Raw genomic sequence first — 22,896 nt, 5'->3', positions numbered from 1 at the left:
CTCCCCTAATAGCCGAGCGCATGCGGCAAGGCCGTGCTGATGGCGGGCACGAAGGCAATCACCAGCAGGCACAGCAACAGCAGGCCGAGATAGCCTGAGATCGGCTTGATGGTCTGCTCGATCGGCACATTGCCGATCAGGCAGGCGCCATAGAGGCCAAGGCCAAGGGGTGGCGCAAACAGCCCGAGTCCCATCGCGATCACGAGCACGACGCCGAAATGCAGGGGATCGATGCCGAGCTTGACCGCGACCGGCAGCAGCAGCGGGCCGAAGATGATCAGCGCCGCGGCGCCTTCCAGCACCGAGCCCATCACCACCAGCACCAGGATCGACAGCAGCATGAACAGCCAGACGCCATGGCTGCCCGAGATCGCCAGCATGAGCTCGCCGACCGCGTGCGGCACCTGCTGCAGGGTCAGGATGAAGGCCAGCGACTGCGCGGCAGCAACGATGAACAGCACCAGCCCCGAACGAACCGCCGATTGCACGAAGCAGTGCGCGAGGCTCCTCACGCCGAGCTCGCGGAACAAGAAGCTGCCGACGGCAATGGCGTAGACCGCGGCAAAGGCGGAGATCTCGGTCGCGGTGGCAAAGCCGCTCTTGAAGCCGAAGAAGATCATGAAGATCAGCCCGAACGAGGCGATCGCGCCGGTCCACAGGCCCGAAACCGCGGCGCGCGGCTCGGCTTCCACATTCGTGGCCGGACGCTTGCCGAAGATGATCGACACCGCGATCAGCGCCAGCGCCATCAGCGCGGCGGGCAGCATGCCGGCGACGAACAGTCCGCCGATCGACAGATTGGCGACGAAGCCGAGGATGATCAGGTTGATGCAGGGCGGAATGGTTTCCGCCATCACCGCGGAGGCCGCGAGCAGCGCGACCGCACCGCCCGGGTTCTGCCGCGAGCGGCGCGCCGCCGGGATCAGCACCGAGCCGACCGCGGCGACGTCGGCCATCTTGGAGCCGGAGATGCCGGAGAACAGCACCATCGACATCACCATCACGACGTTGAGGCCGCCGCGCATCCGCCCGACCGCGCGCTGCAACAGCTCGATCAGCCGCACCGACATGCCGTTGGCTTCCATCAGATAGCCGACCAGGATGAAGAACGGGATCGCCAGCAGCACGAAATTGTCGATGCCGCGCGCCATCTGCTGGGCGAAGATCACGCCGGGCAGCGTGCCCTCGACCCAGATGAAGATCAGCGCCGCCAGCGCCAGCGCAAAGCCGATCGGCAATCCGCCGAACAGCGTGAGGAAGAAGCCGATCAGCATGAACGTCTGCGAGGACGGCACGGACGATGGTGCGAGCGCATCCCAGGCCAGATAGAGACCGACGATGATTGCGGTCGCGACGACGCCTGCCGCCATGTCGCGCAGCGGCCGGCCGCAGAGCGTCTCGAACGCGAAGATCGTCATGAACGCAGCGCCGACGCCCATCGGATAGAACGTCCATTCCAGCGGCAGGCCGGAGCCGGAGGTCTGGCCGGTGGTCAGCCAGCCCATCTTGACGGCGTTGAAGGCGACATAGCCCGCAATGATGGTGACGAGCAGCGCGCCGACCGCGTCGACGACGCGCCGCACGCCCGGCGGCAGCATGTCGACGAAGAAGGCGACGCCGAGGTTCTCGCTGCGCGCGAGCGCGCTCGCCGCGCCGAAGAAGCTCGACCCGACCATCAGGCCGCGAGCAACGTCATCGGACCACTCGACCGGCGCGTTGAACAGGAAGCGGGCCAGCACCGAAACGCAGACCACCACGAGATCGGCGGCGAGCAGGATCGCGGCGATCGCGTCACTGATGGCGAGCAGCGGCGCCGTGATCCGATCAGTGCTGCTTCTCGTCGCGACTGCGGCGACTGACATGCGCTGGCCTCAGGCCTGGGTGGCGCGGATCAGGTCGACGACGGCCTTCGCCTCGGGCCGCGCCTTGATGAAATTGTCGGTCTGCGGCAACACGCGCTTGCGGAACGCCTCCTTGTCGCATTCGACCACCGTGACGCCCTTCTCCACCAGGGTCGCCAGCGCCTCCTTCTCCACCGCAAGGCCGTGCGCGCGGGTGTCGGTCGCGGCCTGCTTCGCCGCGTCAAGAAAACCTTCGCGCAACTTCGGGGCCATGCGGTTGAACGTGGTGTCGCTGAAATAGACCGCGAGCGGCGAGAAGATATGCTGGGTCAGCGCGTAGTGCTTCGCCGTCTCGTAGAACTTGCTCGCCAGGATGGTCGGCGGATCGTGCTCGAGGCCATCGAGCACGCCGGCCTGCAGCGCCGTGTAGATCTCGCCGAACGCCAGCGGCGTGGCCGCGGCGCCCATCAGCCGCAGACATTCGGTGATGATCGGGTTGGGCAGCGTGCGGATCTTCAATCCGGCGAGATCTTCCGGCGTCTTCACCGGTTTCTTGGCCAGCACACTGCGGGCGCCGAAATTATAGGCCCAGGCGATGATGCGGATGCTGCCGCCCTTGAGCAGCGCATCCTCGATCGGCTTCGCCGCGCCGGCATCGAACGCCTTGGTCTGCTGCTGGAAGCTGGTGAAGAGGTAGCCGAGATCGAACGTCCCGACCAGCGGCACCAGGTTCGCCGAGATCGACGAGCCCGAAATCATCAGGTCGATCACCCCGAGTTTCACCGAGTTGATGACGTCGATCTCCTGGCCGAGCTGGTTGTCGGGAAAGAAGGTGACCTCGATCTGCTCGCCGAGGCCGTTCGCCTTCAAGCTCTTGACCAAATTGTCGTAGTAGACGCGGCCGTTGGCATATTTGGGATCGTTCGGGAGCGACGACGAGCAGCGCATCTTCACGGTCGCAGCCTCTGCGCGGCCGATGATGGCGGGCGCGGCGGCGAGCCACGCGGCAGCAGCGGCCGACGACCGCAACACGATGCGGCGGTTCACATGCTTCGAGATCATGATGATGCTCCTCCCCAGGAACGGATCTTGTTGTCTCGGCCGCCCGCCTTGTTGGCGTGAGCTTGGCAGCCGTTTTGTCATAATGTATGACAAAATGAATTCGGTTACGCAAGAGCGCCGCGCCGGCGGCGCTGGCAACCAATCGAGGCGAGGCTTCCGATGTTCCAGACATCCAACGCGTTGCGCCGGAGCGTGCACAGCCAGGTCACCGACCGGGTCGGCGGCAGCATCGTGCGCGGCGAGATCGGCGTCGGCGAGACGCTGCCGCCGGAAATGCAGATCTGCGAGATGATGGATGTCAGCCGCACCGTGGTGCGCGAGGCGATCCGCACGTTGACCGGCAAGGGCCTGATCGAGTCGCGACCGAAGAGCGGCACGCGGGTGCGGCCGCCCGAGCAATGGAATCAGCTCGACCCTGACGTGCTGCGCTGGCATCTCGAGACCGCGGAGATCGATCGCTATCTGGCCAAGCTGTTCCAGTTGCGATCTGCGGTCGAGCCCGCAGCCGCGGCGCTGGCGGCGATCCATGCCGGGGAGGACGACATCGCCCGCATCCGCGCCGGCTGCGACGGCATGGACGCGGCACGGACCAACGAGGACTTCGTCGCCGCCGACATCATGTTCCATCAGGCGATCTATTTCGCGACCCGCAACGAGTTCTTCTGGCCGATCGCGCAGATGTTCGAGATCACCTTGCGTCAGAGTTTCACCATCGCCGCCCCCGGCTCGCACCGCCCGCGCGCGCTGATCGAGCACCGCGCGGTGCTGGACGCAATCGTCGCCGGAGATGCCGAGGCTGCGCGCGAGGCGACGGTGGTGCTACTGACGCATTCCGCCGACGATCTGGTGCGCATTCGCGGCCGGGAGTTCGAGACGCCGCCAGGCAGGCCCGCGCGCAAGCGGTGATGAGCCCGCAACTCTTTCCCCATCATCGTCCCTGCGAAAGTGTTTGGTCCCGTTTGATTGGCAAGGGCCTGGATTGGCGCCTTGTAGCCGAGGCATTTGAGGCGGGTTCGGTTGTAGTCGTGGACGAACTTGCTGAGGAAGGCGTCCCGATCGGCGTGGTCGACGAAGGTGCGGCGGGCGCTGCCGCGCTTTTCTTCGCGACCTATGGCTTCGGCGATGCGCCGGTTGAAGCGTTCGACGAGGCCGTTGGTCTGCGGGTGGTAGGGCTTGGTCAGGCGATGCTCGATGCCGCGCTGCTTGCAGAGCTGATCAAAGGGGTGGTCGCCGGACGGTCGCCCGGCCGGCTTGTTCTTCTTGTCGACGGCGAAGCGGTCGGTGAACTCGGCGCCGTTGTCGGTCAGGATGGTGTGAACGTCGTGCGGGAAGTCGGCCAGGAAGCGCTTAAGGAAACCGGTCGCGGTGGCGCCGTCCCGCCGGGCATGGATCTCGACAAAGACGTAGCGGGTGGCGCGGTCGATGGCGACAAAGGCGTAGCTGGTGCGGCGCTGCAGGGCCGGCAGATACTTCACGTCGATATGGATGAAGCCGATACCGGCATTCTCGAAGACGCCGGCCTTGGGCCTGTCAGGCTTGGCAAGCCGGCTGATGCCATTGCGCTGCAGGCAGCGGTGAATGGCGCTGCGGGACAGCTTGGCATTGATGCAGCGCCGCATCACCTCGACGATGTCGTCGAGCGGCAATTGCAGCGACGTCCGCAGCTCGCACACCGCCCGCTCTTCGACGGCCGACAGGCTGGTCACGAGGTTGTGCGGCCGGTGCGAGCGGTCCTCGACCGTGGTGCGGCCGCGCCAGCGATAGATCGTGGTCTCGCTGACCCCGAGTTCGGCCGCCAATTCGGCGACCGACTTCTTGCTGCGCTGGATGTAGGCACGCGTCTTCGGCGTCGTCGTGGCGTTCGCGTGCAGGTTCAATTCCATGACACGAGGCGCTCCCTGACAAAGGCCACGCCTCGTTCTACACCGATTCCATCCAACCAATCAGCAGGGATCAAACACGAAAGCAGGGACGACACCGAATATGTCGCGCGGCCGCTGAAATTGCGCACCGGGGAATGACGGAACTGTAAGCCGAAGGAGCCGCATGGTGCCCGCCTTGGTCTGCCTGCCCCCGCACACGACCCTGTGACCATAGTTGAAGGCCGGGCTGACGAAACTTCTGGATTGTTGGCGGCGTAGACGCCAAGACAGGGGCACTATTCTGCGAAGGTTTCATTGATGCACGACGTCACGATCCCGGCCGCCTTGATCGCCGGTCTAGTCAGCTTCCTGTCGCCCTGCGTGCTGCCGCTAGTGCCGCCCTATCTGATCTATTTGACCGGCGCGACTATCGAGCAGGTCAACCAGGACGGCGCCACGGCGGCCTCCAAGCGCGCGGTGATGACGGCGGCGCTGATGTTCGTGCTCGGCTTCTCGACCGTGTTCGTCGCGCTCGGTGCCAGCGCGTCCATCGTCGGCGGCCTGGTGCGCGCCTGGTCGGCCGAGCTCTCGATCCTGGCCGGCATCGTCATCATCATCATGGGCCTGCACTTCCTCGGCGTGACCCGGATCGGCCTGCTGATGCGCGAGGGACGGCTGACCGCGCCCAAGCCGGTCGGGCTGTGGGGCGCCTATGTCATGGGGCTGGCGTTCGCGTTCGGCTGGACGCCCTGCATCGGCCCGATCCTGGCCGCGATCCTCTCGATTGCGGCCGCGGAGGCGACGGTGACAAAGGGCGCCGGCCTGCTCGCGGTGTATTCCGCCGGGCTCGGCATCCCCTTCCTGCTCGCGGCCTTCATGGTCAAGCAGTTCTCCTCGGTGTTCGCGCGGATGAAGCGCCATCTCGACACCGTCGAGCGCGTGATGGGCGTGCTGATGGTGATCACCGGCATCGGCTTCCTGACCGGCGCGGTGTCCGGTGTCAGCGTCTGGTTGCTGGAGACCTTCCCGGCGCTGCAAAACATCGGCTAACCCTTCGCGCCTGCACAGTCCGCTGTCCGCTGGCTTTTGGCCACGCGATAGCGGACTATTGCCGTCCCTTCGCCGCCAGATGAGTCGGAGACCGATGGCCCAAACCGCTGCGCCACGCGCCAACTGGCCGATCTTCCGTTCGCTCAGGGCGTTCCGGCCGAGCGACTTGCCGGGCGACCTGATCGCCGGGCTGACGCTCGCCGCGATCGCGATCCCCGAGCAGATGGCGACCGCCCGGCTCGGCGGCTTCTCGCCGCAGATCGGCTTCTTCGCCTTCATGGCCGGCTCGCTCGGCTTTGCGATGCTCGGCGCCAACCGCTTCCTGTCCTGCGGCGCCGATTCCACGATCACGCCGATCTTCGCGGCCGGCCTGGCGCTGATGGCGACCGCCGGTACACCCGACTATCAGTCGCTGGCGATGGCGTTGGCGCTGATGGTCGGCGCGATCATGATCGCCGGCGGCCTGTTCAAGCTCGGCTGGATCGCCAATCTGCTGTCGACGCCGGTGACGGTCGGCTTCCTCGCCGGCATTTCCGTCCACATCCTGGTCTCGCAGCTGCCCGGCGTGCTCGGCCTGACCACGCCGGACGGGCCGACGCTCTACAAGCTCGGCGTTCTCACCGAGAAGATCGGCCAGACCAATATCTACACCCTGGCGATCGGCCTCGGCGTGCTGGCGCTGGTCGCCGGATCGGAGAAGATCAGCGCGCGGATTCCGGGCGCGCTGATCGGCCTCGTCGTCGCCACCATCGCCGTGATCGCCGGCCATCTCGAAAGCAAGGGCGTCAAGGTGGTCGGCATCGTGCCCGGGTCGCTGCCGAAGCCGTCGCTTCCGGACATTGCGCCGGAGCGATGGATCAAATTGCTGTCGCTGGCGATCCTGATCGCCATCGTCGTCATGGTGCAGACCGCGGCGACGACGCGCTCGTTTCTCTCGGATCCGGACAAGCCGGCCGACGTCGATCGCGACTTCCTCGGCGCCGGTGCCGGCAGCCTGCTCGCCGGCCTGTTCGGCGCCTTCCCCGTCAATGCCAGCCCGCCGCGCACCGGCATCGTGTCGGAGACCGGCGGCCGCACGCAACTCGCCGGGCTGTTCGCCGCGGCCATCGTGCTCGCGCTGCTGGCGTTCGGCGCGACGCTGCTGCAGCACGTGCCCGATGCGGCACTCGGCGGCGTGCTGCTGTTCGTGGCGCTGCGCATCATCCGCGTGAAGCAGATCGTCGCGATCTACCGCCAGTCGTTCTACGAATTCCTGCTGGTGGTGGCGACGGCGGCTGCGATCATCGTGCTGCCGATCGAGCAAGGCGTCGCGGTCGGCATCGCGCTGTCGCTGCTGCACGGCATCTGGACCACGACGCGCGGCCAGCTGGTGGAATTCGTCCACGTGCCCGGCACCACGATCTGGTGGCCGGCGGGCCCGCACGTCACCGATGAGCGCAAGCCCGGCATTGCCGTGGTCGGCCTGCAGGCGCCGTTGTCGTTCCTCAACGCGGAAGGTTTTCATAGCGGCGTGCTCAAGACCATCGGCCACGCAACGCCCAAGCCGCGGCTGCTGGTGATCGAGGCCAGCGGCATGGTCGAGATCGATTTCACGGCGGCGCAGGCGCTGCGCGATTTGTTTCGCGAATGCCGCGATGACGGCGTGACGGCGGCGGTGGCGCGGCTCGAATCCGCCCGCGCCCAGGACGCATTCGAGCGCTTCGATCTCTACGAGGTGCTGCAGCGGGACCATGTCTTCCACAGCGTCGACGAAGCGGTGCGGGCGCTGGGCGGAAAGAGCTAGATCAGGTCCGTAGCCCGGATGAAGCGCAGCGCAATCCGGGATCCTCTCGCGCGTCGATGAGCAGCCCCGGATTTCGCTTACGCTTCATCCGGGCTACGGGGCTACCGCATATCGCTATCGGCCGTGACGACGCGGAAACGTCGGTCACAGAACCACGCAAATGCCATAGGCACCTTGGGGCGAGCGTGCGTCTGCGCGATTTCGGAATATTGGAAAAATACCCGTGAGTTGCCCGACGTGTCAAGCAGCCTTGTCGAACGCAGGCCACCGCCGGCTACTTTGCATGGGGTTGTTTTCGATTTTTTTGGCAATGCGCCTCCCCGGCTAGTCCGTAGCCCGGATGGAGCGAAGCGCAATCCGGGATCTCTCGTACGCCGATGAACCGTCCCGGATTTCGCTTCGCTCCATCCGGGCTACAGGATTTACTTCGGTCGAAACAGCTCACGCCTGCTCCCCCTCCAGCGTCGGATGCTCCTTGAGCACCTCCGCCTTGATCGAGCCCGCGTGGATGGCGCGGAACAGCGCCCGCCCCGTCTTGATGTTGTTGGCCTTCATGCAGAGACCGACGATCTCGCGCACCGCGGAATCCCGCACCAGCTCGTCGGAGATCTTCATCGCGGTCTCCATCGCGACCTTGGCGGCGCGCTCGTAGCGGTCGCGCTCGATCTGCTGCTTCTTCGGCGGGCGCTTGTCGGGCGAGCCGACCGCCTCAGCGCAGCCGGCGGCGTCGCGGCAGATCGCACGAATCCGCTGCGCCGCCTCGATATCGCCGAGCGGCTGCACCGCGGGATCGTCCCAGATGTCCTTCCGCTTGGCCTTGTTGAACAACCACATCGCAACGTCCCGTGGACGGAAGATCCGGTTGGTTATACGGCAGGAACGATCTTGCCGGGATTGAAGATGTTCTGCGGATCGAGCGCCTGCTTCAGCGCCCGCATCGCGTCGAGCGCCTCCACCCCGAGCTCGGCCTTCAGATATTTCTGCTTGCCCTGGCCGATGCCGTGCTCGCCGGTGCAGGTGCCGTCCATCGCCTGGGCGCGTTCGACCAGGCGGTGCATGAACTCCTCGCCGCGCGCCATCTCGCCCTTGTCGTTGACGTCGCAGACCAGTGAGCAGTGGAAATTGCCGTCGCCGACATGGCCGACGATCGGCGATAGCAGGTTGAGCCGCTTCAGATCATCCTCGGTCTCGGTGACGCAGTCGGCAAGCCGCGAGATCGGCACGCAGACGTCGGTTGCGACGACGCCGATGCTATCGCCGGGACGGATCGCCTTCACCGACCAGTAGGCATCGTGCCGGGCTTGCCACAGCTTGGTGCGGTCCTCCGGCTTGGTGGTCCAGGTGAAGTCACCGCCGCCGCACTCGGCGGCGATGTCGCGGAAATTCTTCGACTGCTCGGCGACCTCGACCTCGCTGCCGTGGAATTCAAGCAGCAGCAGCGGCGTCTCCGGCAGCGACAGCTTCGAATAATTGTTGCAGGCCTTGACCTGCGCGGCATTGAGCAGCTCGATCCGGGCAACCGGAATGCCGGTCTGGATCGCGAGGATGGTGGCCTGGCAGGCGCCACGCACGGTCTCGAACGAACAGGCGGCAGCCGCGATCGTGTCGGGGATGCCGCGCAGGCGGATGGTCAGCTCGGAGATGATGCCGAGCGTGCCTTCGGCGCCGACGAACAGATGCGTCAGGTCATAGCCGGCCGACGACTTCTTGGCGCGCGTGCCGGTCGTGATGATCTCGCCATCGCCGCGCACCACCTTCAGCGCCAGCACGTTCTCGCGCATGGTGCCGTAGCGCACGGCATTGGTGCCGGAGGCGCGGGTCGAGGTCATGCCGCCGAGCGAGGCATCGGCGCCGGGATCGATCGGGAAGAACAGGCCTTGGTCGCGCAGATGCTCGTTCAGCGCCTTCCGCGTCACGCCGGGCTGGATCACGCAGTCGAGGTCCTCGGCATGCACTTCGAGCACCTTGTTCATGTCGCGCAGATCGATGCAGACGCCGCCTGCGGGCGCGTTGACCTGGCCCTCGAGCGAGGTTCCGGTACCGAACGCGATGACGGGCACGCGGTTTGCCGAGCAGATCCGCACCACGTCCTGGATGTCGGCCGTCTCCTGCGCCATCACCACGGCGTCCGGCGGCTGGGTCGGCAGCCAGGTGGTGGTATGGGCGTGCTGTTCGCGCACCGCCTGCGACGTCACGAGCCGATTGCCGAACCGCGCCGCCAGCGCGTCGATCGCGCGCTTCAGGGCCTGCGGCTCGGGTCGCGTCACATTGCTCGAAATCATTGTCGCCACGTCGAATTTCCTCCCGGCTTTAGCCGACCGTGGCAAAGCTTGTATAAGGGGTCAAGAGAGCCTGACTTGAAAAAGTAGACACCGGAGTCACAGAAAAGTTCATGCTCGAACGCCAACGAACGGGGAATGGGAAATGACCTCAGTGACTGCCGCCAGCGAGATGCCGCTTCCATCAGCCCCGTTCAAATCATCGGTAATGCAGATCGAGCCGCAATGGATCGATTATAACGGCCATCTCAACATGGCCTACTACAATGTGATGTTCGACCGCGCCATCGACGAGATGTGGCTGCAGCTCGGCATCGGGCCGGCCTACATGAAGGCGCGGCACTGCTCGACCTTCACCGCCGAGTGTCACGTCCGGTACTTGCGGGAAGTTCACCTCGGCGATCCCGTGCAGGTCTCGGTTTTCCTGCTCGGTGCCGACGAGAAGCGGCTGCACACGTTCGAGGAGCTGCGCCACGCCACCGAGGGCTGGCTGTCCGCGACCTCGGAAAACCTCACGCTGCACATCGACATGGAGGCGCGCAAGGTTGCACCGTTTCCGCCCGACATCCGCGCCCGGGCGCAAGCGATCGTGGATTGCTACACGGGCGTACAGCGTCCCGAGGGCATCGGCCGCAACGTGGCGATGCCCTCGAAGAAATAGCATAGCGTTTTCAAGCGAAGTGGCCGCCGGTTCGCGTAAAGAAAACGCGTCAGAAAAAACCCGCCTCGCTAGACCCTCGTGCGGCCGCGCGCCAATCCGATCACCGCCGACACCAGGAACAGGATGATGGCGATGAAGAAGATCGCCTTGGCGATTTCGATCGAGGCGCCGGCGATGCCGCCGAAGCCCAGAATGCCCGCGATCAGGGCGATGACCAGGAATGTGACGACCCAGCTCAACATGATCCAATCTCCGCTTCGTTTCCTTGCTCGTTTCCTGGCGCGGGCGTTTGCCCGGCGCCGCATTCGTTGAAACAATTCTGCGGAGAAACGCTGGTTCCTGACCGCGAAATCGCGAAATTTTCGCCGATTTCGGGAACCGGGCTGGTTGTGCACTGCTGCCAAAACCGTTCCAGGTGGCCGCGATAAAACCTGTCAAAACGGCCGATCAGGTCCTATATGGCCCTCAATCCCTGTTAAGAAGGCTCCCCTTCACCGTCCCGCGGTGCCATCGTGGGGCCGAGACGATTCGCGTATGACCGAGCCAAGCAAATTGCCCCCTCGCGGCGTTCCCGAGCACCAGCCGGTGGCTGGCGGCATCGCCGCGCGTGCGCGGGCGGCGGCGGGCGTTCCGCAATATCTCAACGGCCTCAATCCGGAGCAGCGCGAGGCGGTCGAGACGCTCGACGGACCCGTGCTGGTGCTGGCCGGTGCCGGCACCGGCAAGACGCGCGTGCTGACCACGCGCATCGCCCATATCCTGAGCCAGGGCCGCGCGCGGCCGCAGGAAATCCTGTCGGTGACCTTCACCAACAAGGCGGCGCGCGAGATGAAGCTGCGGCTCGGCCAGATGCTGGGCCAGGCGGTCGAGGGCATGCCGTGGCTCGGCACCTTCCACTCGATCGGCGGCCGCATCCTGCGCATCCATGCCGAGCTGGTGCAGCTGAAATCCAACTTCACGGTGCTCGACGTCGACGACCAGGTGCGGCTCTTGAAGCAATTGCTGCAGGCCGAGAACATCGACGACAAGCGCTGGCCGGCGCGGATGCTGGCCGGCCTGATCGACAGCTGGAAGAACCGCGGGCTGTCGCCGTCGCAGGTGCCGGCGGGCGAGGCCGCCTCGTTCGGCAACGGCAAGGGCGGCAAGATCTACGCGACCTATCAGGAGCGGTTGAAGATCCTCAACGCCGCCGACTTCGGCGACCTCTTGCTCGAGAACATCAGGCTGTTCCGCGAGAATCCGGACGTGCTGCGGCAGTACCAGAACCGCTTCAGGTTCATCCTGGTCGACGAATATCAGGACACCAACGTCGCGCAGTATCTATGGCTGCGGCTGCTGTCGCAGGCACCGTCGCGGCCGGGTCTTCCGATCTCGGCAATCATTCCCGGAGCGACCGACGCTGAACCGGCGAAGGAAGACGCCACCGCCCAGCCGGCGCTGGCTCCGCCGTCCGCGCCGCCCCGAAACATCTGCTGCGTCGGCGACGACGACCAGTCGATCTATGGCTGGCGCGGCGCCGAGGTCGACAACATCCTGCGCTTCGAGCACGATTTCCCCGGTGCCAAGGTGATCCGCCTCGAGCGCAATTACCGCTCCACCGGCCACATCCTCGCCGCGGCCTCGCATCTGATCGCGCACAATGAGGGCCGGCTCGGCAAGACGCTGCGCACAGAGGATGTCGACGGCGAGAAGGTCACCGTCACCGGCTCCTGGGATTCGGAGGAGGAAGCGCGCGCGATCGGCGAGGAGCTCGAGGAGCTGCAGCGCTCGGGCGAAAACCTCAACGACGTCGCCATCCTGGTCCGCGCCTCGTTCCAGATGCGCGAGTTCGAGGACCGCTTCGTCACGCTCGGCCTGCCCTATCGCGTGATCGGCGGTCCCCGATTCTACGAGCGCGCCGAGATCCGCGATGCGCTGGCGTACTTGCGCACCATCAATTCGCCGGCCGACGATCTCGCCTTCGAGCGCATCGTCAACGTGCCGAAACGTGGCCTCGGCGATGCCACCGTGCAGCTGCTGCACGACCACGCCCGCAAGCGCCGCATTCCGCTGTTCGAGGCGGCGCGCGCCGTGGTCGAGACCGATGAGCTGAAGCCGAAGGCGCGCGGGTCGTTGCGCGATCTCGTCATGCAATTCGACCGTTGGCGCGCCCAGCGCGAAGTCACCTCGCATACCGAGCTCGCCGAAATCGTGCTCGACGAGAGCGGCTATACGGAGATGTGGCAGAAGGACCGCTCGGCCGATGCCGCGGGCCGGCTCGACAACCTCAAGGAGCTGGTGCGGTCGATGGAGGAATTCGAGAACCTGCAAGGGTTTCTCGAACATATCTCGCTGGTGATGGACCGCGACGGCGAGGCCGGCGATGAAGCGGTGTCGCTGATGACGCTGCATTCGGCCAAAGGCCTCGAATTCGACAACGTGTTCCTGCCGGGCTGGGAGGAAGGCCTGTTCCCGAGCCAGCGCACGCTCGACGAACAGGGCCGTGCCGGGCTCGAGGAGGAGCGCCGCCTCGCCCATGTCGGGCTGACCCGCGCCCGCCGCCGCGCCAAGATTTATTTCGCGACCAACCGCCGCATCCATGGCACCTGGTCGACCACGATCCCCTCGCGCTTCCTCGACGAGCTGCCGGCGCACAATGTCGAGATCACCGAATCCAAGGGCGGATCGGGCTGGGGCGGCAGCGGCGGCTATGGCGCCTCGCGCTTCGACAACCTCGAATCATTCGGCTCGAGCTATTCGACCCCCGGCTGGCAGCGCGCCCAGGCCAACCGCGGCCGCGGTGGCGGCGGGCGCAGCGGCAGCGGCTTCGAGGAGCGGCAATCCTCCTTTTCATCCGATAGCTTCACTCGCACCAAGCGCGGCCCGATGGTCATCGAGGGCGAGCTGGTGGCGAAGTCGACGGGCACGACGTCGGAATTTTCGCTGGACGACCGGGTGTTTCACCAGAAATTCGGCTACGGCCATGTGGTGAAGATCGACGGCAACAAGCTGACCATCGCCTTCGAAAAGGCCGGCGAGAAGAAGGTGGTCGACAGCTTTGTGGAACGGGCGTGACAGAGTGGCTTTCCTTGGTGGCCCTCCTTGGCGGCCTTCTCTGTTCGTAGCTCTTGACCCCAGTTGAATTCATGGGTTGAGATGGACCCATGGTCCGGGGTGGGTTTTTCCTTTTTGTCATCGCGCTCACTGCGCCGTCGCTGGCGGTCGCGGAGACGTTGAGCTTTGGCGATTCTGCAGCGCAGCTCGCCAAGGCGTGCGGCGCCGATATCACCGCCAATTGCCGCGGCGTCAACCTCGACTCCAACCGACTCAAGGAGTGCCTGTCGCGCAACCGCGACGTGATCTCGCCGCAGTGCAAGGAGAGCTACTTCTCCACCCTCGATGCGATCCAGAAGCGGATCGCGGCGCGCGTGACTGTCGCCAACGTATGTACCCGCGAAATCGTCAAGGTCTGCGGCGGCTCGACCAAGGAGACCAGCAAATCGGTGCCCTGCCTTGTCAGCGCCAAGGGCGTCAGCCGCAATTGCGCCCAGGCGGTCAATGACGCGGGGTATCAATGATGCGCCTTTCGACGCGAGGCCTGCGCAGTCTTGACCTTTTGGGCCTGCTCGGCACGCTGGTCTTGCTGGCGACGCCGATTGCCCCAGCACAGGCACAGACCGCGACCACGCGCGACGACGTCATCGCCAAGCTGAATCATTACGAGACGGACGCAACGATCGACGTCCCCGCATTGCGCCAGCAAGTGCTCGAGCGATCGCGCTCGCGATCGAAGAACGAGCCGCCGCCGCAAAAGCGGCCGCCGATCGCCCCCGACCTGACCAACCTGCCGACATTCAATGCCGACATCCAGTTCGACGTCGACACGCCGATCGTGCTGCCCGACTCCTACCAGACCGTCGGGCGCATCGCCGATGCACTGACGCATTCCTCGCTGCTGCCCTACACTTTCCTGATCGTCGGTCACATCGAATCGACCGGACGGCGCGAGAACAACGTGCTGCTGAGCCAACGGCGCGCCGACGCGATCCGCGACATCCTGGTCAACACCTTCAAGATCGCGCCCAAGCGCCTGCAGTCGGTCGGGCTCGGCGAAGAGCAGTTGCTCGACCTGGCCAAACCCAACGCGCCGGTCAACAACCAGGTGCAGATCATGCTGGTCGCCAAGGTCGCCGATACCGCGCCGCCCGCGCACCCCGCCCCGGCGGCAGCCGCCAAGAAGCCGGCGAAACCGGCGAAGCGGCATTAGAGCGGCTTTTCCGCCACACCGCAGAACGAATTTTCTGCCCCGGCGGGTGATTGCAGAACGGAATATGCGTTCTTATCTGGGCTGAACCCGCATCACGCGCCCGCCCGGGCCCCAATCCGCGCGCGCTCTTCCCTCACGCTTCCGATCCTCCATGTCGCCGATCATTTCCGTATCCAATCTCTCAAAGACCTATGGCTCCGGTTTCAAGGCGCTGAAGGGCATCAATCTTGATATCGTCAAAGGCGAGATCTTCGCGCTGCTCGGACCGAACGGCGCCGGCAAGACCACGCTGATCAGCATCATCTGCGGCATCGCCAATCCGAGCGAGGGCCGCATCTCGATCGGCGGACACGACATCATCAGGGATTATCGCGCGGCGCGGTCGATGATCGGGCTGGTTCCGCAGGAATTGCACACCGACGCCTTCGAGTCGGTGTGGGCGACCGTCAGTTTCAGCCGCGGCCTGTTCGGCAAGCCGAAGAACCCCGACCATATCGAGAAGGTGCTCAAGGACCTGTCGCTGTGGGACAAGAAGGACAACAAGATCATCACGCTGTCCGGCGGCATGAAGCGCCGCGTGATGATCGCGAAAGCGCTGTCGCACGAGCCGCAGATCCTGTTCCTCGACGAGCCGACCGCCGGCGTCGACGTCGAATTGCGCAAGGGCATGTGGGAGGTGGTCCGCACGCTGCAGGCTTCCGGCGTCACCATCATCCTGACCACGCATTACATCGAGGAAGCCGAGGAGATGGCCGACCGCATCGGCGTCATCAACAATGGCGAGATCATCCTGATCGAGGATAAGGCGACCTTGATGCAGAAGCTCGGCAAGAAGGAGCTGACGCTGCAATTGCAGAACAAGCTCGATGCCATTCCGCCTGCGCTTGCCGCCTACAATCTCGAACTGTCCGACGACGGCCACGCGGTGACCTACGATTACGACACCAAGGGCGACCGCACCGGGATCACCAGCCTGCTCAATGATCTCCGCAACGCCGGCATCCGGATCTCCGATCTCGACACGAAGCAAAGCTCCCTCGAAGACATCTTCGTCAGCCTCGTGAGGGCGCCATGAACTACCGCGCAATCCGGGCGATCTATCTGTTCGAAATGGCGCGCACCTGGCGCACGCTGCTGCAGAGCATCGTCTCGCCCGTGGTGTCGACCTCGCTGTATTTCGTGGTGTTCGGCGCCGCGATCGGCTCGCGCATCACCGAGGTCGAGGGCGTCAGCTACGGCACCTTCATCGTGCCCGGGCTCGTGATGCTGTCGGTGCTGACCCAGAGCATCTCGAACGCCTCGTTCGGCATCTACTTCCCGAAATTCGCCGGCACGATCTACGAGATCCTGTCGGCGCCGATCTCCTATTTCGAGATCGTGATCGGTTATGTCGGCGCGGCCGCCACCAAGTCGATCATCCTCGGCCTGATCATCCTGGCGACCGCCGGACTTTTCGTGCCTCTGCATATTCAACATCCGGTGTGGATGCTGACCTTCCTGGTGCTGACGGCGGTCACCTTCAGCCTGTTCGGCTTCATCATCGGCATCTGGGCCGACGGCTTCGAGAAGCTGCAGATGATCCCGATGCTGGTGGTGACGCCGCTCACCTTCCTAGGCGGCAGCTTCTACTCGGTGAACATGCTGCCGTCGGGCTGGCGCACCCTTACGCTGTTCAACCCGGTGGTCTATCTGATCTCCGGCTTCCGCTGGAGCTTCTACGAGATCGCCGATGTCAGCGTCGGACTCAGCCTCGGCATGACCGCGGGCTTCCTGATCGCCTGCATGGTGATCGTGGCCTGGATCTTCAGGACCGGCTACCGGCTGAAGAACTGACGCCGGTCACGCAGCCCGGATGAAGCGCAGCGTAATCCGGGACAGCCTGGCGAATTGGCAAGACCGGCCCCGGATTTCGCTGCGCTTCATCCGGGCTACAGGTTCTTCAACAATCAGTAACAATGGAAATGGCCGTGGCGATAATAGCCGCGGCAGCGGTGGCCACGACGGTAGCCGCGATCCGGGATGCCGAAGACGCCCTTGACCGCGCCCATCGCGCCGCCGACGCCGGCACCAACGGCACCGCCAACCACGCCACCCACCGGACCGCCGATCCGGTTGCCCTCATAGGCGCCTTCATGCGCGCCGCGGACGATGCCCTGGGCATGGCCGGCATGGGGGACCGTCACCAGCGCCAAAGAAAGAGCTGCGGCCGCAAGCAGAAGCCGCGCGGATAGGCCGGCTGGGACGACGGCCGCGGTCTTAACCTTGGTATTGTTCATCTGGATTCCTTGATGCGCGGCGCGAATGCACCACTGGGCGGGATTGTGAAACGTCCATGCGGCCAAATGGTTGCGTGGCGGCCACCAATCGGACCTTGGTCGCGCCCCGCTCGCGAAAATGTCAGTCTGCCGTGACGGGCCAACCCGGCTTCGGCCTTGTTTGCGCCGCGTGCGGGATTAACGATGCGCCGGGTCCGCGACTGGAACCAAATTCGGATTCCGTGCATATTGGTTGCGGGGACGGAGAGCTGCTACTGCGATCGGGCCTGGAGGCCAAAGGTAAATGCGTTCGTTCCTCATTGCGTTCACTTCCGTGATGCTGTTCACGGCCGGCGCCGCGCAGGCCAAGGTCGATATCACCATCGACAAGGACAACCAGCAGATGACCGTCGCGGTCGACGGCGTCGCGCGGTATCATTGGGCGGTCTCGACCGGAATCCCGTCGCGCGAAACCCCGAACGGCAGCTTCCGCGCCTTCCGCATGGAAGAGGATCACTACTCCAAGGAATTCGACGACGCGCCGATGCCGCACTCGATCTTCTTCACCAAGATCGGGCACGCAATCCACGGCACCGACTCGGTGAACCGCCTCGGCACACCGGCCTCGCATGGCTGCGTGCGGCTGTCGCGCGACAATGCAACGACGCTCTACGCGCTGGTGCAGAAGGAAGGCGTGCTCAACACCACCGTGACGCTGACCGGTTCGTCCCAGGTCGCGCTGGCGCGCAATCCGCGCGGGCGCAACGGCACCGCCCTCGCCCGCCGGGCGCCGCAGCAAGACGAGCAGTACGGCACCGCCGCCGCCGGCGACCCTGTCGTGCTGACGCCGCAGCCGCGCGAATATCCGGCGGCGCAGGCCCGCGCCGACGACGGCTACATCTATCCGGCCGACGGCAGCTCGACCGACCGGCGCTATCCGGCGCCGCCGTCAAGCCGCCGCGCCTACGACGCGCAGGCCTATGGCCAGCAGCAATACTACGGCAACCAGGGCTACGCGGCGGCGCCGCAAGGCTACTATCAGCCGCGGCCGTACTACCAGCAGCGGCGCGACTTCTACGGCAACACTTATCAGGACTGAGATGCGCTCCTGATTCGCTGACGGCGCCCGGTGCGCCGTCAGTTCACAGCCCCCTCACCCGCTTGTGACTGCCGCAAAGCGCCCGCGACGCCGTGCGCCGTGGTCCGTTGTCGCGGTGTCATCCGATTGTAAAATTAGCCCGATATTCGGCGGCAAGAGCGCCCGCCATGGCCCCTGGAGGCCGATTCACGCGGAATGCCCCCATGAAACCGGGGCGAGAAGCGCGGGTCGCGTAGGCAATATCAGAGGTCGACATGAAACGGGGCATCATTGTCCTTTGCCTGTGCATCGTCGCGATGGCCGGCTATCTCACGACGGACAGATGGGCCATCAGCCACACGACACTGACGTTCCACGACGTCCTGCGCGACGACCGCAACGTCACCGTCGAGGTCGCGGTCCGGCGCGATCGGCAAATACAGGCGATGGCCGAGATGATCGAGCTGCCGGTCGCGATCCTGAGCCACGGCAACACGGTCAGGAACACCGAGTATTCGTTCCTCACCAACGTCTTCGCGTCACGCGGCTACCTCGTGGTCAGCATCCAGCATGACCTCGACACCGATGCGCCGATGGTGACCAAGGTCGGCGAGGAATATGTCGGCCGCCGCATGCAATATAATCGCGGCACCTTCAACATCATGTATGCGATCGACGAGCTCAAGAAACTCTACCCGAACGCAAACTATCGCGCGCTGACGCTGATCGGTCACTCCAACGGCGGCGACATCTCGATGTTCTTCGCCAAGCAGCATCCCGACCTGGTCAAGAAAGTCGTGACACTGGATAATCTGCGCGTTCCCTTCATCACCGACAGCAAGATCAAGATCCTGTCGTTCCGCTCCAAGGATCCGGTGTTCAAGGCCGATCCCGGCGTCGTGCCCGACGAGGAGACCTGCGCGAGGCTCGGCATCAAGGTGGTCAAAACCGAATTCCAGCACAACGACCTCAGCGACCGCGGCCCGGACAGCGCGAAATCGTCGATCCAGGCAGGCGTGGAGCAGTTCCTCGACGAGGACGCCGGCGCGAGCACGCCGACGATGCCGTTGCTTGCGGCCTCGACGCCCGCCTCCGCGACCACGGCACCGCCGGAGACGAAATAGCTGTCGCATTGAAGCCGAGCTGGCGTTCCCCGATGCGCCAGAAAGCGCTCACGCACGTACGCTGCGATGGGCTTTGGCAACGAGCCAGATTGCCGAAAGCAGGAAATAGAATGCGCCGAAGCCCGCATAGGGAGCGACGTCGAGAATTGTCGGCGCCACGGTTCCGATCGATCGGCTGATCATGTAGCCGCCGGCGAGTGCCGACTGCGCACCACTCAGGATCATCGCCCACTGCGCGCCAACATGACGCCAGCGCCTGACGCCGGTCGACAATTGCAGCACGCCGGCAAGGATCGCCCAAACCCCGAACACCGCCAGAACGGCATAGGTATTGACGCCGATCGCCACCATCACGGCGATCGCCGTGATGGTGCTGACTACGACATTCAGTGCCTGGGATGGGTTGGCCTTCAGCCCGCCATTGACCCGGGCGTCGGCCAGATTGGCGATGGCGTCCCATGCCGGGTAGATCACCAGCAGGAATGCGGCGGGGCCGGCTTGCGCGCTGAAAAGAACGGCGGCGGCAACCCAGGCGATCGAGAAGATCGCGCGCCCGAAATAGTAGGATTGCAGCCAGCTGGATTGGCCGGAAAGTCGGCTTTGCATTGAGTAACTCCTATGTCGATCTTCCTACTAGTAGGTAGATCGACACTGCGGGTCAACCAGGCGCTGGAACACCTTCTTGTGTCGAACAGGAGCGCGGCGCCGCCTTGACAACTTACCTACCGGAAGGTAGGCGCAGCCATGAACCCAGTGATTTCGACCTCGGACCGGATTCTCGATGTCGCCCAATCCCTCGTCGTGGCGGGCGGCTATAACGGGTTCAGCTATGCCGACATCTCGGATGCGATCGGTATCAGGAAGGCAAGCATCCACCACCACTTCCCGACCAAGGCCGAGCTGGTTTCGGCGCTGGTGGATCGCTACCGGCAGGCGACGGAACTGGGCCTGAAGTCGCTTCAGGAGCGGTCCGCCGATCCTGCCGACCAATTGCAGTCCTATGTGAACTTCTGGCAGGGCTGCATTCAGGACGCCTCGCTGCCGTTCTGCGTCTGCGCGATGCTAGCCGGCGAGATGCCGATGTTACCGGACGAGGTCGCCGCGCGCGTCCGCGCCCATTTCGAGACTCTTGCGGGATGGCTTACGTCGGTGCTCAAGGCTGGCGCAGATCAGCACCTGTTCCGGTTGGGCAGGCGGCCGAACGAGGAGGCCCAGATGCTGATGGCATCGGTCCATGGCGCGATGCTCTCTGCGCGCGCTTTCGACGATCCCGGACTGTTTGCCGCAATCGTCAAGCCGCAGATCGCGAAGCTGCTGGTAGCGGACCGCTAGGGAATCGTTCGGGCCGCCGATCGAACCTACTGTTCGCCGTCGCGCAGGCGACGGTAGACCGCGCCCAGCACGTTCGAATAATCGTCGGTCCAGACCCGCTGCTTCTCGTTGGCATCGGTCTCGGTCCACACGTCAGACGATGCGAGCTTGCCGACATCTTCCTCCTCGCGCGCGGAGACCACCACCGAGGTCGAGAAGATGTACTCGTTGTCGCGGCCGGAATCCTCGCTGTAGACCCAGCTCTTCATGTCGTTGGCGTCCGCAATGCCGACCACGACGCTGGCGAGTTCGAGATGCCGGTTGGAGACGTGCATCACGACCGCGCCCTGCGGCGCCAGCTTCTCCTTGTAGATCGCCATCGCCTCCTCGGTCGCGAGATGGATCGGGATCGCGTCCGACGAATAGGCGTCGACAATGATGAGGTCGTAGACGCCGTCCGGCTCCTTGGCGAAGGTCAGCCGCGCGTCGCCGATCACGGGCTTGAGGTTCGGCTCGCAGCTCTGGATGTAGGTGAAGTATCTCGGATCGCGCGCGGTATCGACCATCGACTGGTCGATCTCGAAGAATCGCCAGTCCTCGCCGGGCGCCGAGGCACAGGTCAGCGTCCCCGAACCGAGCCCGATCACCGCAACCTTTAGCGGCGCGCCCTTGCGCTCGCGCATCGCCGTGATCGCCTGCCCGATGCCGCCATCCTTGTGATAGTAGCTGATCGGCTCCGGCCTTCCGGTCACCGGCGTGCCGTCGTCGTTCTTGAACTTCTCGGCGCCGTGGATCGTGGTGCCGTGCATCAGCACGTGATACTGCCCGTTCGGCGTCACCACGATCTTGTGCACACCGAAGAAGCTGCGCACGGTTTCGACGCGGCCATCGTCGGATGGATAGGCGCGCAGCACCACCAGCGCGACGACGACGGTGGCGAAGATCTTCCAGCGATTGGCATTCAGTGCGAGCGCGAGCAGCGCCGAGAGCGCGCCGACGGCGCCGATCACCCACACCCGGTGGTCGTCGAACCAGTTGAAGATATCGCCGGCCGAATAGCTCGGAGCGATCAGCGCCACGGCCAGCACCGCAAGGAACGGCCAGTACCAGGCGCTCCAGCGCGGCAGCCGTTCCGCACCGCCGGGCGGGCGGCACAGCGCCGCGAGCGCCAGCAGGATCGGATACTCGGCGATCCATGAGAAGGTGAACGGCGCGATCAGCCCCGCGAACAGGCCGCCGACCATGCCGCCGAACGACAGCGCGACGTAGAAGCCGGTGAGGTATTTCGCCGCGGGGCGGGTGCGCGCGAGCTCGCCATGGCATGCCATCGCGATGATGAAGAAGCAGAGCTGATGGCCGCCGAGCGTGAGCAGCAGGTTCTGCTCGCCGCCGACCGCGAGCAGGATCACGACGCCGGCAATCGCCAGCGGCTGTGCCAGCAGCATCCATTTGTGCGGCAGCAGCGGCCGCGACTGGAACACCAGCACCCAGGTCAACAGATACAGCGACAGCGGCAGCACCCAGAGCAAGGGCGCGGCCGCGACGTCGGTCGAGATGTGCGCCGTCACCGCGATCAGGAGGCCGGACGGCACCGCGGCGAGGAAAATCCAGCGCGTCCGCCGCGACCACGACGGCGCCGGCGCATCGGCATCGTCAACCTGCATGTTGAGTGCGCCGGCACCGGCCGGCGAGCGCAACAGCAGCACGCCGCAGCCTGCGATCAGGACGATCAGCAGTCCATAGCCACCGGTCCAGATCAGGTTCTGGGTGCGCAATGTGAACATCGGCTCGAGCAGCACCGGATAGGACAGCAGCGCCAGGAAGCTGCCGATGTTCGAGGATGCGTAGAGGAAATACGGGTCGGGGCCGTTGGGGTGGCCGGTGCGCACGAACCAGGCCTGCAGCAGCGGATTGTTGGCGGCGAGCGCGAAGAACGGCAGGCCGATCGAGACCGCGAACAGGCCGAGCAGCCAAACCGCGTAGCCCGAGGTCGGCGGCTCACCCCAGCCGCTCCTGATCGAGAGCGGCAATGTCGCGAGCGCGACGACCAGCAGCACCAGATGCACCGCGATCGGCACGACACGGCTGTTCAGCTTCATCAGGAGATGCGCATAGGCATAGCCGCCGAGCAGCAGCGACTGGAAGAACACCATCGCCACCGACCACACCGCCGGCGAGCCGCCGAGCCGCGGCAGCACCATCTTGGTGAACAGCGGCTGCACCGAGAACAGCAACAGGGCGCTGACGAAGATCGCCGCGGTGTAGACAACCAGCACCAGCCGGTTTCGCGAGGCGGACGGCTCAGACGACATGAATACTCCCGGTCACGATCCGGCAGATCAAC

At 65.0% G+C, this 22,896-nt stretch carries 20 protein-coding genes and 1 pseudogene; 12 read left to right on the top strand and 9 right to left on the bottom strand.

Annotated features, from left to right (window positions below; translation table 11 throughout):
- Positions 1-5: 5 nt before the first annotated feature.
- Positions 6-1,862: a TRAP transporter large permease subunit gene (locus tag XH92_RS13665; RefSeq protein ID WP_194459670.1), complete on the bottom strand. Its 1,857-nt coding sequence runs from the start codon at positions 1,860-1,862 to the stop codon at positions 6-8.
- A gap of 9 nt (positions 1,863-1,871) precedes the next feature.
- The gene (locus XH92_RS13660) at positions 1,872-2,903 is read right to left on the bottom strand and encodes a TRAP transporter substrate-binding protein (protein WP_194459669.1); all 1,032 of its coding nucleotides are present in this window, start codon (positions 2,901-2,903) and stop codon (positions 1,872-1,874) included.
- A gap of 159 nt (positions 2,904-3,062) precedes the next feature.
- On the opposite strand from XH92_RS13660, the gene XH92_RS13655 reads away from it, so the two are divergent.
- Positions 3,063-3,809 (top strand): FadR/GntR family transcriptional regulator, encoded by a 747-nt coding sequence (locus XH92_RS13655; RefSeq protein WP_246788395.1) that lies wholly within the window; start codon positions 3,063-3,065, stop codon positions 3,807-3,809.
- 125 nt (positions 3,810-3,934) lie between these two features.
- Here XH92_RS13655 and XH92_RS43820 read toward each other — a convergent pair.
- Positions 3,935-4,786 (bottom strand): annotated as a pseudogene (locus tag XH92_RS43820) (DDE-type integrase/transposase/recombinase); the annotation flags it as partial.
- Positions 4,787-5,083: 297 nt separating this feature from the next.
- On the opposite strand from XH92_RS43820, the gene XH92_RS13645 reads away from it, so the two are divergent.
- Positions 5,084-5,815, top strand: a complete 732-nt coding sequence (locus XH92_RS13645; RefSeq protein WP_194459668.1) for a cytochrome c biogenesis CcdA family protein — start codon at positions 5,084-5,086, stop codon at positions 5,813-5,815.
- A 94-nt stretch (positions 5,816-5,909) separates the two neighbouring features.
- Positions 5,910-7,598 carry a SulP family inorganic anion transporter gene (locus tag XH92_RS13640; protein WP_194459667.1) on the top strand — a complete coding sequence of 563 codons (1,689 nt, stop codon included), beginning with the start codon at positions 5,910-5,912 and terminating at the stop codon, positions 7,596-7,598.
- Positions 7,599-8,039: 441 nt separating this feature from the next.
- Here XH92_RS13640 and XH92_RS13635 read toward each other — a convergent pair whose 3' ends face one another.
- Both XH92_RS13635 and XH92_RS13630 read right to left on the bottom strand, forming a co-directional pair.
- On the bottom strand, positions 8,040-8,432 hold the full coding sequence (locus XH92_RS13635) for a hypothetical protein (protein WP_194459666.1): 393 nt from the start codon (positions 8,430-8,432) through the stop codon (positions 8,040-8,042).
- 32 nt (positions 8,433-8,464) lie between these two features.
- Positions 8,465-9,880, bottom strand: a complete 1,416-nt coding sequence (locus tag XH92_RS13630) for an FAD-binding oxidoreductase (RefSeq protein ID WP_371818076.1) — start codon at positions 9,878-9,880, stop codon at positions 8,465-8,467.
- Positions 9,881-10,049: 169 nt separating this feature from the next.
- Here XH92_RS13630 and XH92_RS13625 point away from each other — a divergent pair, with 169 nt between their 5' ends.
- A complete protein-coding gene (locus XH92_RS13625; RefSeq protein WP_194461250.1) occupies positions 10,050-10,538 on the top strand; it encodes a thioesterase family protein in 489 nt (162 codons plus the stop codon).
- A 68-nt stretch (positions 10,539-10,606) separates the two neighbouring features.
- On the opposite strand, the gene XH92_RS13620 is transcribed toward XH92_RS13625, so the two are convergent.
- Positions 10,607-10,780 carry a DUF1328 domain-containing protein gene (locus tag XH92_RS13620; protein WP_106320673.1) on the bottom strand — a complete coding sequence of 58 codons (174 nt, stop codon included), beginning with the start codon at positions 10,778-10,780 and terminating at the stop codon, positions 10,607-10,609.
- Between the two features lie 292 nt (positions 10,781-11,072).
- On the opposite strand from XH92_RS13620, the gene XH92_RS13615 reads away from it, so the two are divergent.
- The 5 genes from XH92_RS13615 (at position 11,073) to XH92_RS13595 (ending at position 16,617) form a co-directional block, all read left to right on the top strand.
- A complete protein-coding gene (locus XH92_RS13615; protein ID WP_194459664.1) occupies positions 11,073-13,592 on the top strand; it encodes an ATP-dependent helicase in 2,520 nt (839 codons plus the stop codon).
- Between the two features lie 89 nt (positions 13,593-13,681).
- A complete protein-coding gene (locus XH92_RS13610; RefSeq protein ID WP_194459663.1) occupies positions 13,682-14,095 on the top strand; it encodes a hypothetical protein in 414 nt (137 codons plus the stop codon).
- Positions 14,092-14,784 (top strand): OmpA family protein, encoded by a 693-nt coding sequence (locus XH92_RS13605; protein WP_194459662.1) that lies wholly within the window; start codon positions 14,092-14,094, stop codon positions 14,782-14,784. The genes XH92_RS13610 and XH92_RS13605 overlap by 4 nt, the downstream gene beginning before the upstream one ends.
- Before the next feature lie 151 nt (positions 14,785-14,935).
- The gene (locus XH92_RS13600) at positions 14,936-15,859 is read left to right on the top strand and encodes an ABC transporter ATP-binding protein (protein ID WP_194459661.1); all 924 of its coding nucleotides are present in this window, start codon (positions 14,936-14,938) and stop codon (positions 15,857-15,859) included.
- Positions 15,856-16,617, top strand: coding sequence for an ABC transporter permease (locus tag XH92_RS13595; protein ID WP_097674556.1), 762 nt, complete (start codon positions 15,856-15,858; stop codon positions 16,615-16,617). Before XH92_RS13600 ends, XH92_RS13595 begins: the two co-directional genes overlap by 4 nt.
- A 113-nt stretch (positions 16,618-16,730) precedes the next feature.
- Here the strand turns inward: XH92_RS13595 and XH92_RS13590 are convergent, their stop codons facing one another.
- Complete coding sequence (locus tag XH92_RS13590) at positions 16,731-17,060, bottom strand: hypothetical protein (RefSeq protein WP_194459660.1); 330 nt, start codon at positions 17,058-17,060, stop codon at positions 16,731-16,733.
- A 283-nt stretch (positions 17,061-17,343) separates the two neighbouring features.
- Here XH92_RS13590 and XH92_RS13585 point away from each other — a divergent pair, with 283 nt between their 5' ends.
- Positions 17,344-18,138 carry a L,D-transpeptidase gene (locus tag XH92_RS13585; protein WP_194459659.1) on the top strand — a complete coding sequence of 265 codons (795 nt, stop codon included), beginning with the start codon at positions 17,344-17,346 and terminating at the stop codon, positions 18,136-18,138.
- A 254-nt stretch (positions 18,139-18,392) separates the two neighbouring features.
- Positions 18,393-19,241: an alpha/beta hydrolase gene (locus XH92_RS13580; protein ID WP_246788394.1), complete on the top strand. Its 849-nt coding sequence runs from the start codon at positions 18,393-18,395 to the stop codon at positions 19,239-19,241.
- 48 nt (positions 19,242-19,289) lie between these two features.
- Here the strand turns inward: XH92_RS13580 and XH92_RS13575 are convergent, their stop codons facing one another.
- Positions 19,290-19,847 (bottom strand): DUF308 domain-containing protein, encoded by a 558-nt coding sequence (locus tag XH92_RS13575; RefSeq protein WP_194459658.1) that lies wholly within the window; start codon positions 19,845-19,847, stop codon positions 19,290-19,292.
- A gap of 138 nt (positions 19,848-19,985) precedes the next feature.
- Here XH92_RS13575 and XH92_RS13570 point away from each other — a divergent pair, with 138 nt between their 5' ends.
- Complete coding sequence (locus XH92_RS13570) at positions 19,986-20,573, top strand: TetR/AcrR family transcriptional regulator (protein WP_194459657.1); 588 nt, start codon at positions 19,986-19,988, stop codon at positions 20,571-20,573.
- A gap of 26 nt (positions 20,574-20,599) precedes the next feature.
- Here the strand turns inward: XH92_RS13570 and XH92_RS13565 are convergent, their stop codons facing one another.
- A complete protein-coding gene (locus tag XH92_RS13565) occupies positions 20,600-22,864 on the bottom strand; it encodes a spermidine synthase (RefSeq protein WP_194459656.1) in 2,265 nt (754 codons plus the stop codon).
- Between the last annotated feature and the right edge of the window lie 32 nt (positions 22,865-22,896).

This window comes from Bradyrhizobium sp. CCBAU 53421 (assembly GCF_015291625.1).
Taxonomy (GTDB): Bacteria; Pseudomonadota; Alphaproteobacteria; order Rhizobiales; family Xanthobacteraceae; genus Bradyrhizobium.
This window is presented reverse-complemented; position numbering and strand designations above follow the sequence as displayed.

Bases quoted from the DNA above. Each gene is read 5' to 3' on its own strand.
- XH92_RS13665 (WP_194459670.1), bottom strand. From the start codon at position 1,862: ATGTCAGTCGCCGCAGTCGCGACGAGAAGCAGCACTGATCGGATCACG.
- XH92_RS13660 (WP_194459669.1), bottom strand. From the start codon at position 2,903: ATGATCTCGAAGCATGTGAACCGCCGCATCGTGTTGCGGTCGTCGGCC.
- XH92_RS13655 (WP_246788395.1), top strand. From the start codon at position 3,063: ATGTTCCAGACATCCAACGCGTTGCGCCGGAGCGTGCACAGCCAGGTC.
- XH92_RS13645 (WP_194459668.1), top strand. From the start codon at position 5,084: ATGCACGACGTCACGATCCCGGCCGCCTTGATCGCCGGTCTAGTCAGC.
- XH92_RS13640 (WP_194459667.1), top strand. From the start codon at position 5,910: ATGGCCCAAACCGCTGCGCCACGCGCCAACTGGCCGATCTTCCGTTCG.
- XH92_RS13635 (WP_194459666.1), bottom strand. From the start codon at position 8,432: ATGTGGTTGTTCAACAAGGCCAAGCGGAAGGACATCTGGGACGATCCC.
- XH92_RS13630 (WP_371818076.1), bottom strand. From the start codon at position 9,880: ATGATTTCGAGCAATGTGACGCGACCCGAGCCGCAGGCCCTGAAGCGC.
- XH92_RS13625 (WP_194461250.1), top strand. From the start codon at position 10,050: ATGCCGCTTCCATCAGCCCCGTTCAAATCATCGGTAATGCAGATCGAG.
- XH92_RS13620 (WP_106320673.1), bottom strand. From the start codon at position 10,780: ATGTTGAGCTGGGTCGTCACATTCCTGGTCATCGCCCTGATCGCGGGC.
- XH92_RS13615 (WP_194459664.1), top strand. From the start codon at position 11,073: ATGACCGAGCCAAGCAAATTGCCCCCTCGCGGCGTTCCCGAGCACCAG.
- XH92_RS13610 (WP_194459663.1), top strand. From the start codon at position 13,682: ATGGTCCGGGGTGGGTTTTTCCTTTTTGTCATCGCGCTCACTGCGCCG.
- XH92_RS13605 (WP_194459662.1), top strand. From the start codon at position 14,092: ATGATGCGCCTTTCGACGCGAGGCCTGCGCAGTCTTGACCTTTTGGGC.
- XH92_RS13600 (WP_194459661.1), top strand. From the start codon at position 14,936: ATGTCGCCGATCATTTCCGTATCCAATCTCTCAAAGACCTATGGCTCC.
- XH92_RS13595 (WP_097674556.1), top strand. From the start codon at position 15,856: ATGAACTACCGCGCAATCCGGGCGATCTATCTGTTCGAAATGGCGCGC.
- XH92_RS13590 (WP_194459660.1), bottom strand. From the start codon at position 17,060: ATGAACAATACCAAGGTTAAGACCGCGGCCGTCGTCCCAGCCGGCCTA.
- XH92_RS13585 (WP_194459659.1), top strand. From the start codon at position 17,344: ATGCGTTCGTTCCTCATTGCGTTCACTTCCGTGATGCTGTTCACGGCC.
- XH92_RS13580 (WP_246788394.1), top strand. From the start codon at position 18,393: ATGAAACGGGGCATCATTGTCCTTTGCCTGTGCATCGTCGCGATGGCC.
- XH92_RS13575 (WP_194459658.1), bottom strand. From the start codon at position 19,847: ATGCAAAGCCGACTTTCCGGCCAATCCAGCTGGCTGCAATCCTACTAT.
- XH92_RS13570 (WP_194459657.1), top strand. From the start codon at position 19,986: ATGAACCCAGTGATTTCGACCTCGGACCGGATTCTCGATGTCGCCCAA.
- XH92_RS13565 (WP_194459656.1), bottom strand. From the start codon at position 22,864: ATGTCGTCTGAGCCGTCCGCCTCGCGAAACCGGCTGGTGCTGGTTGTC.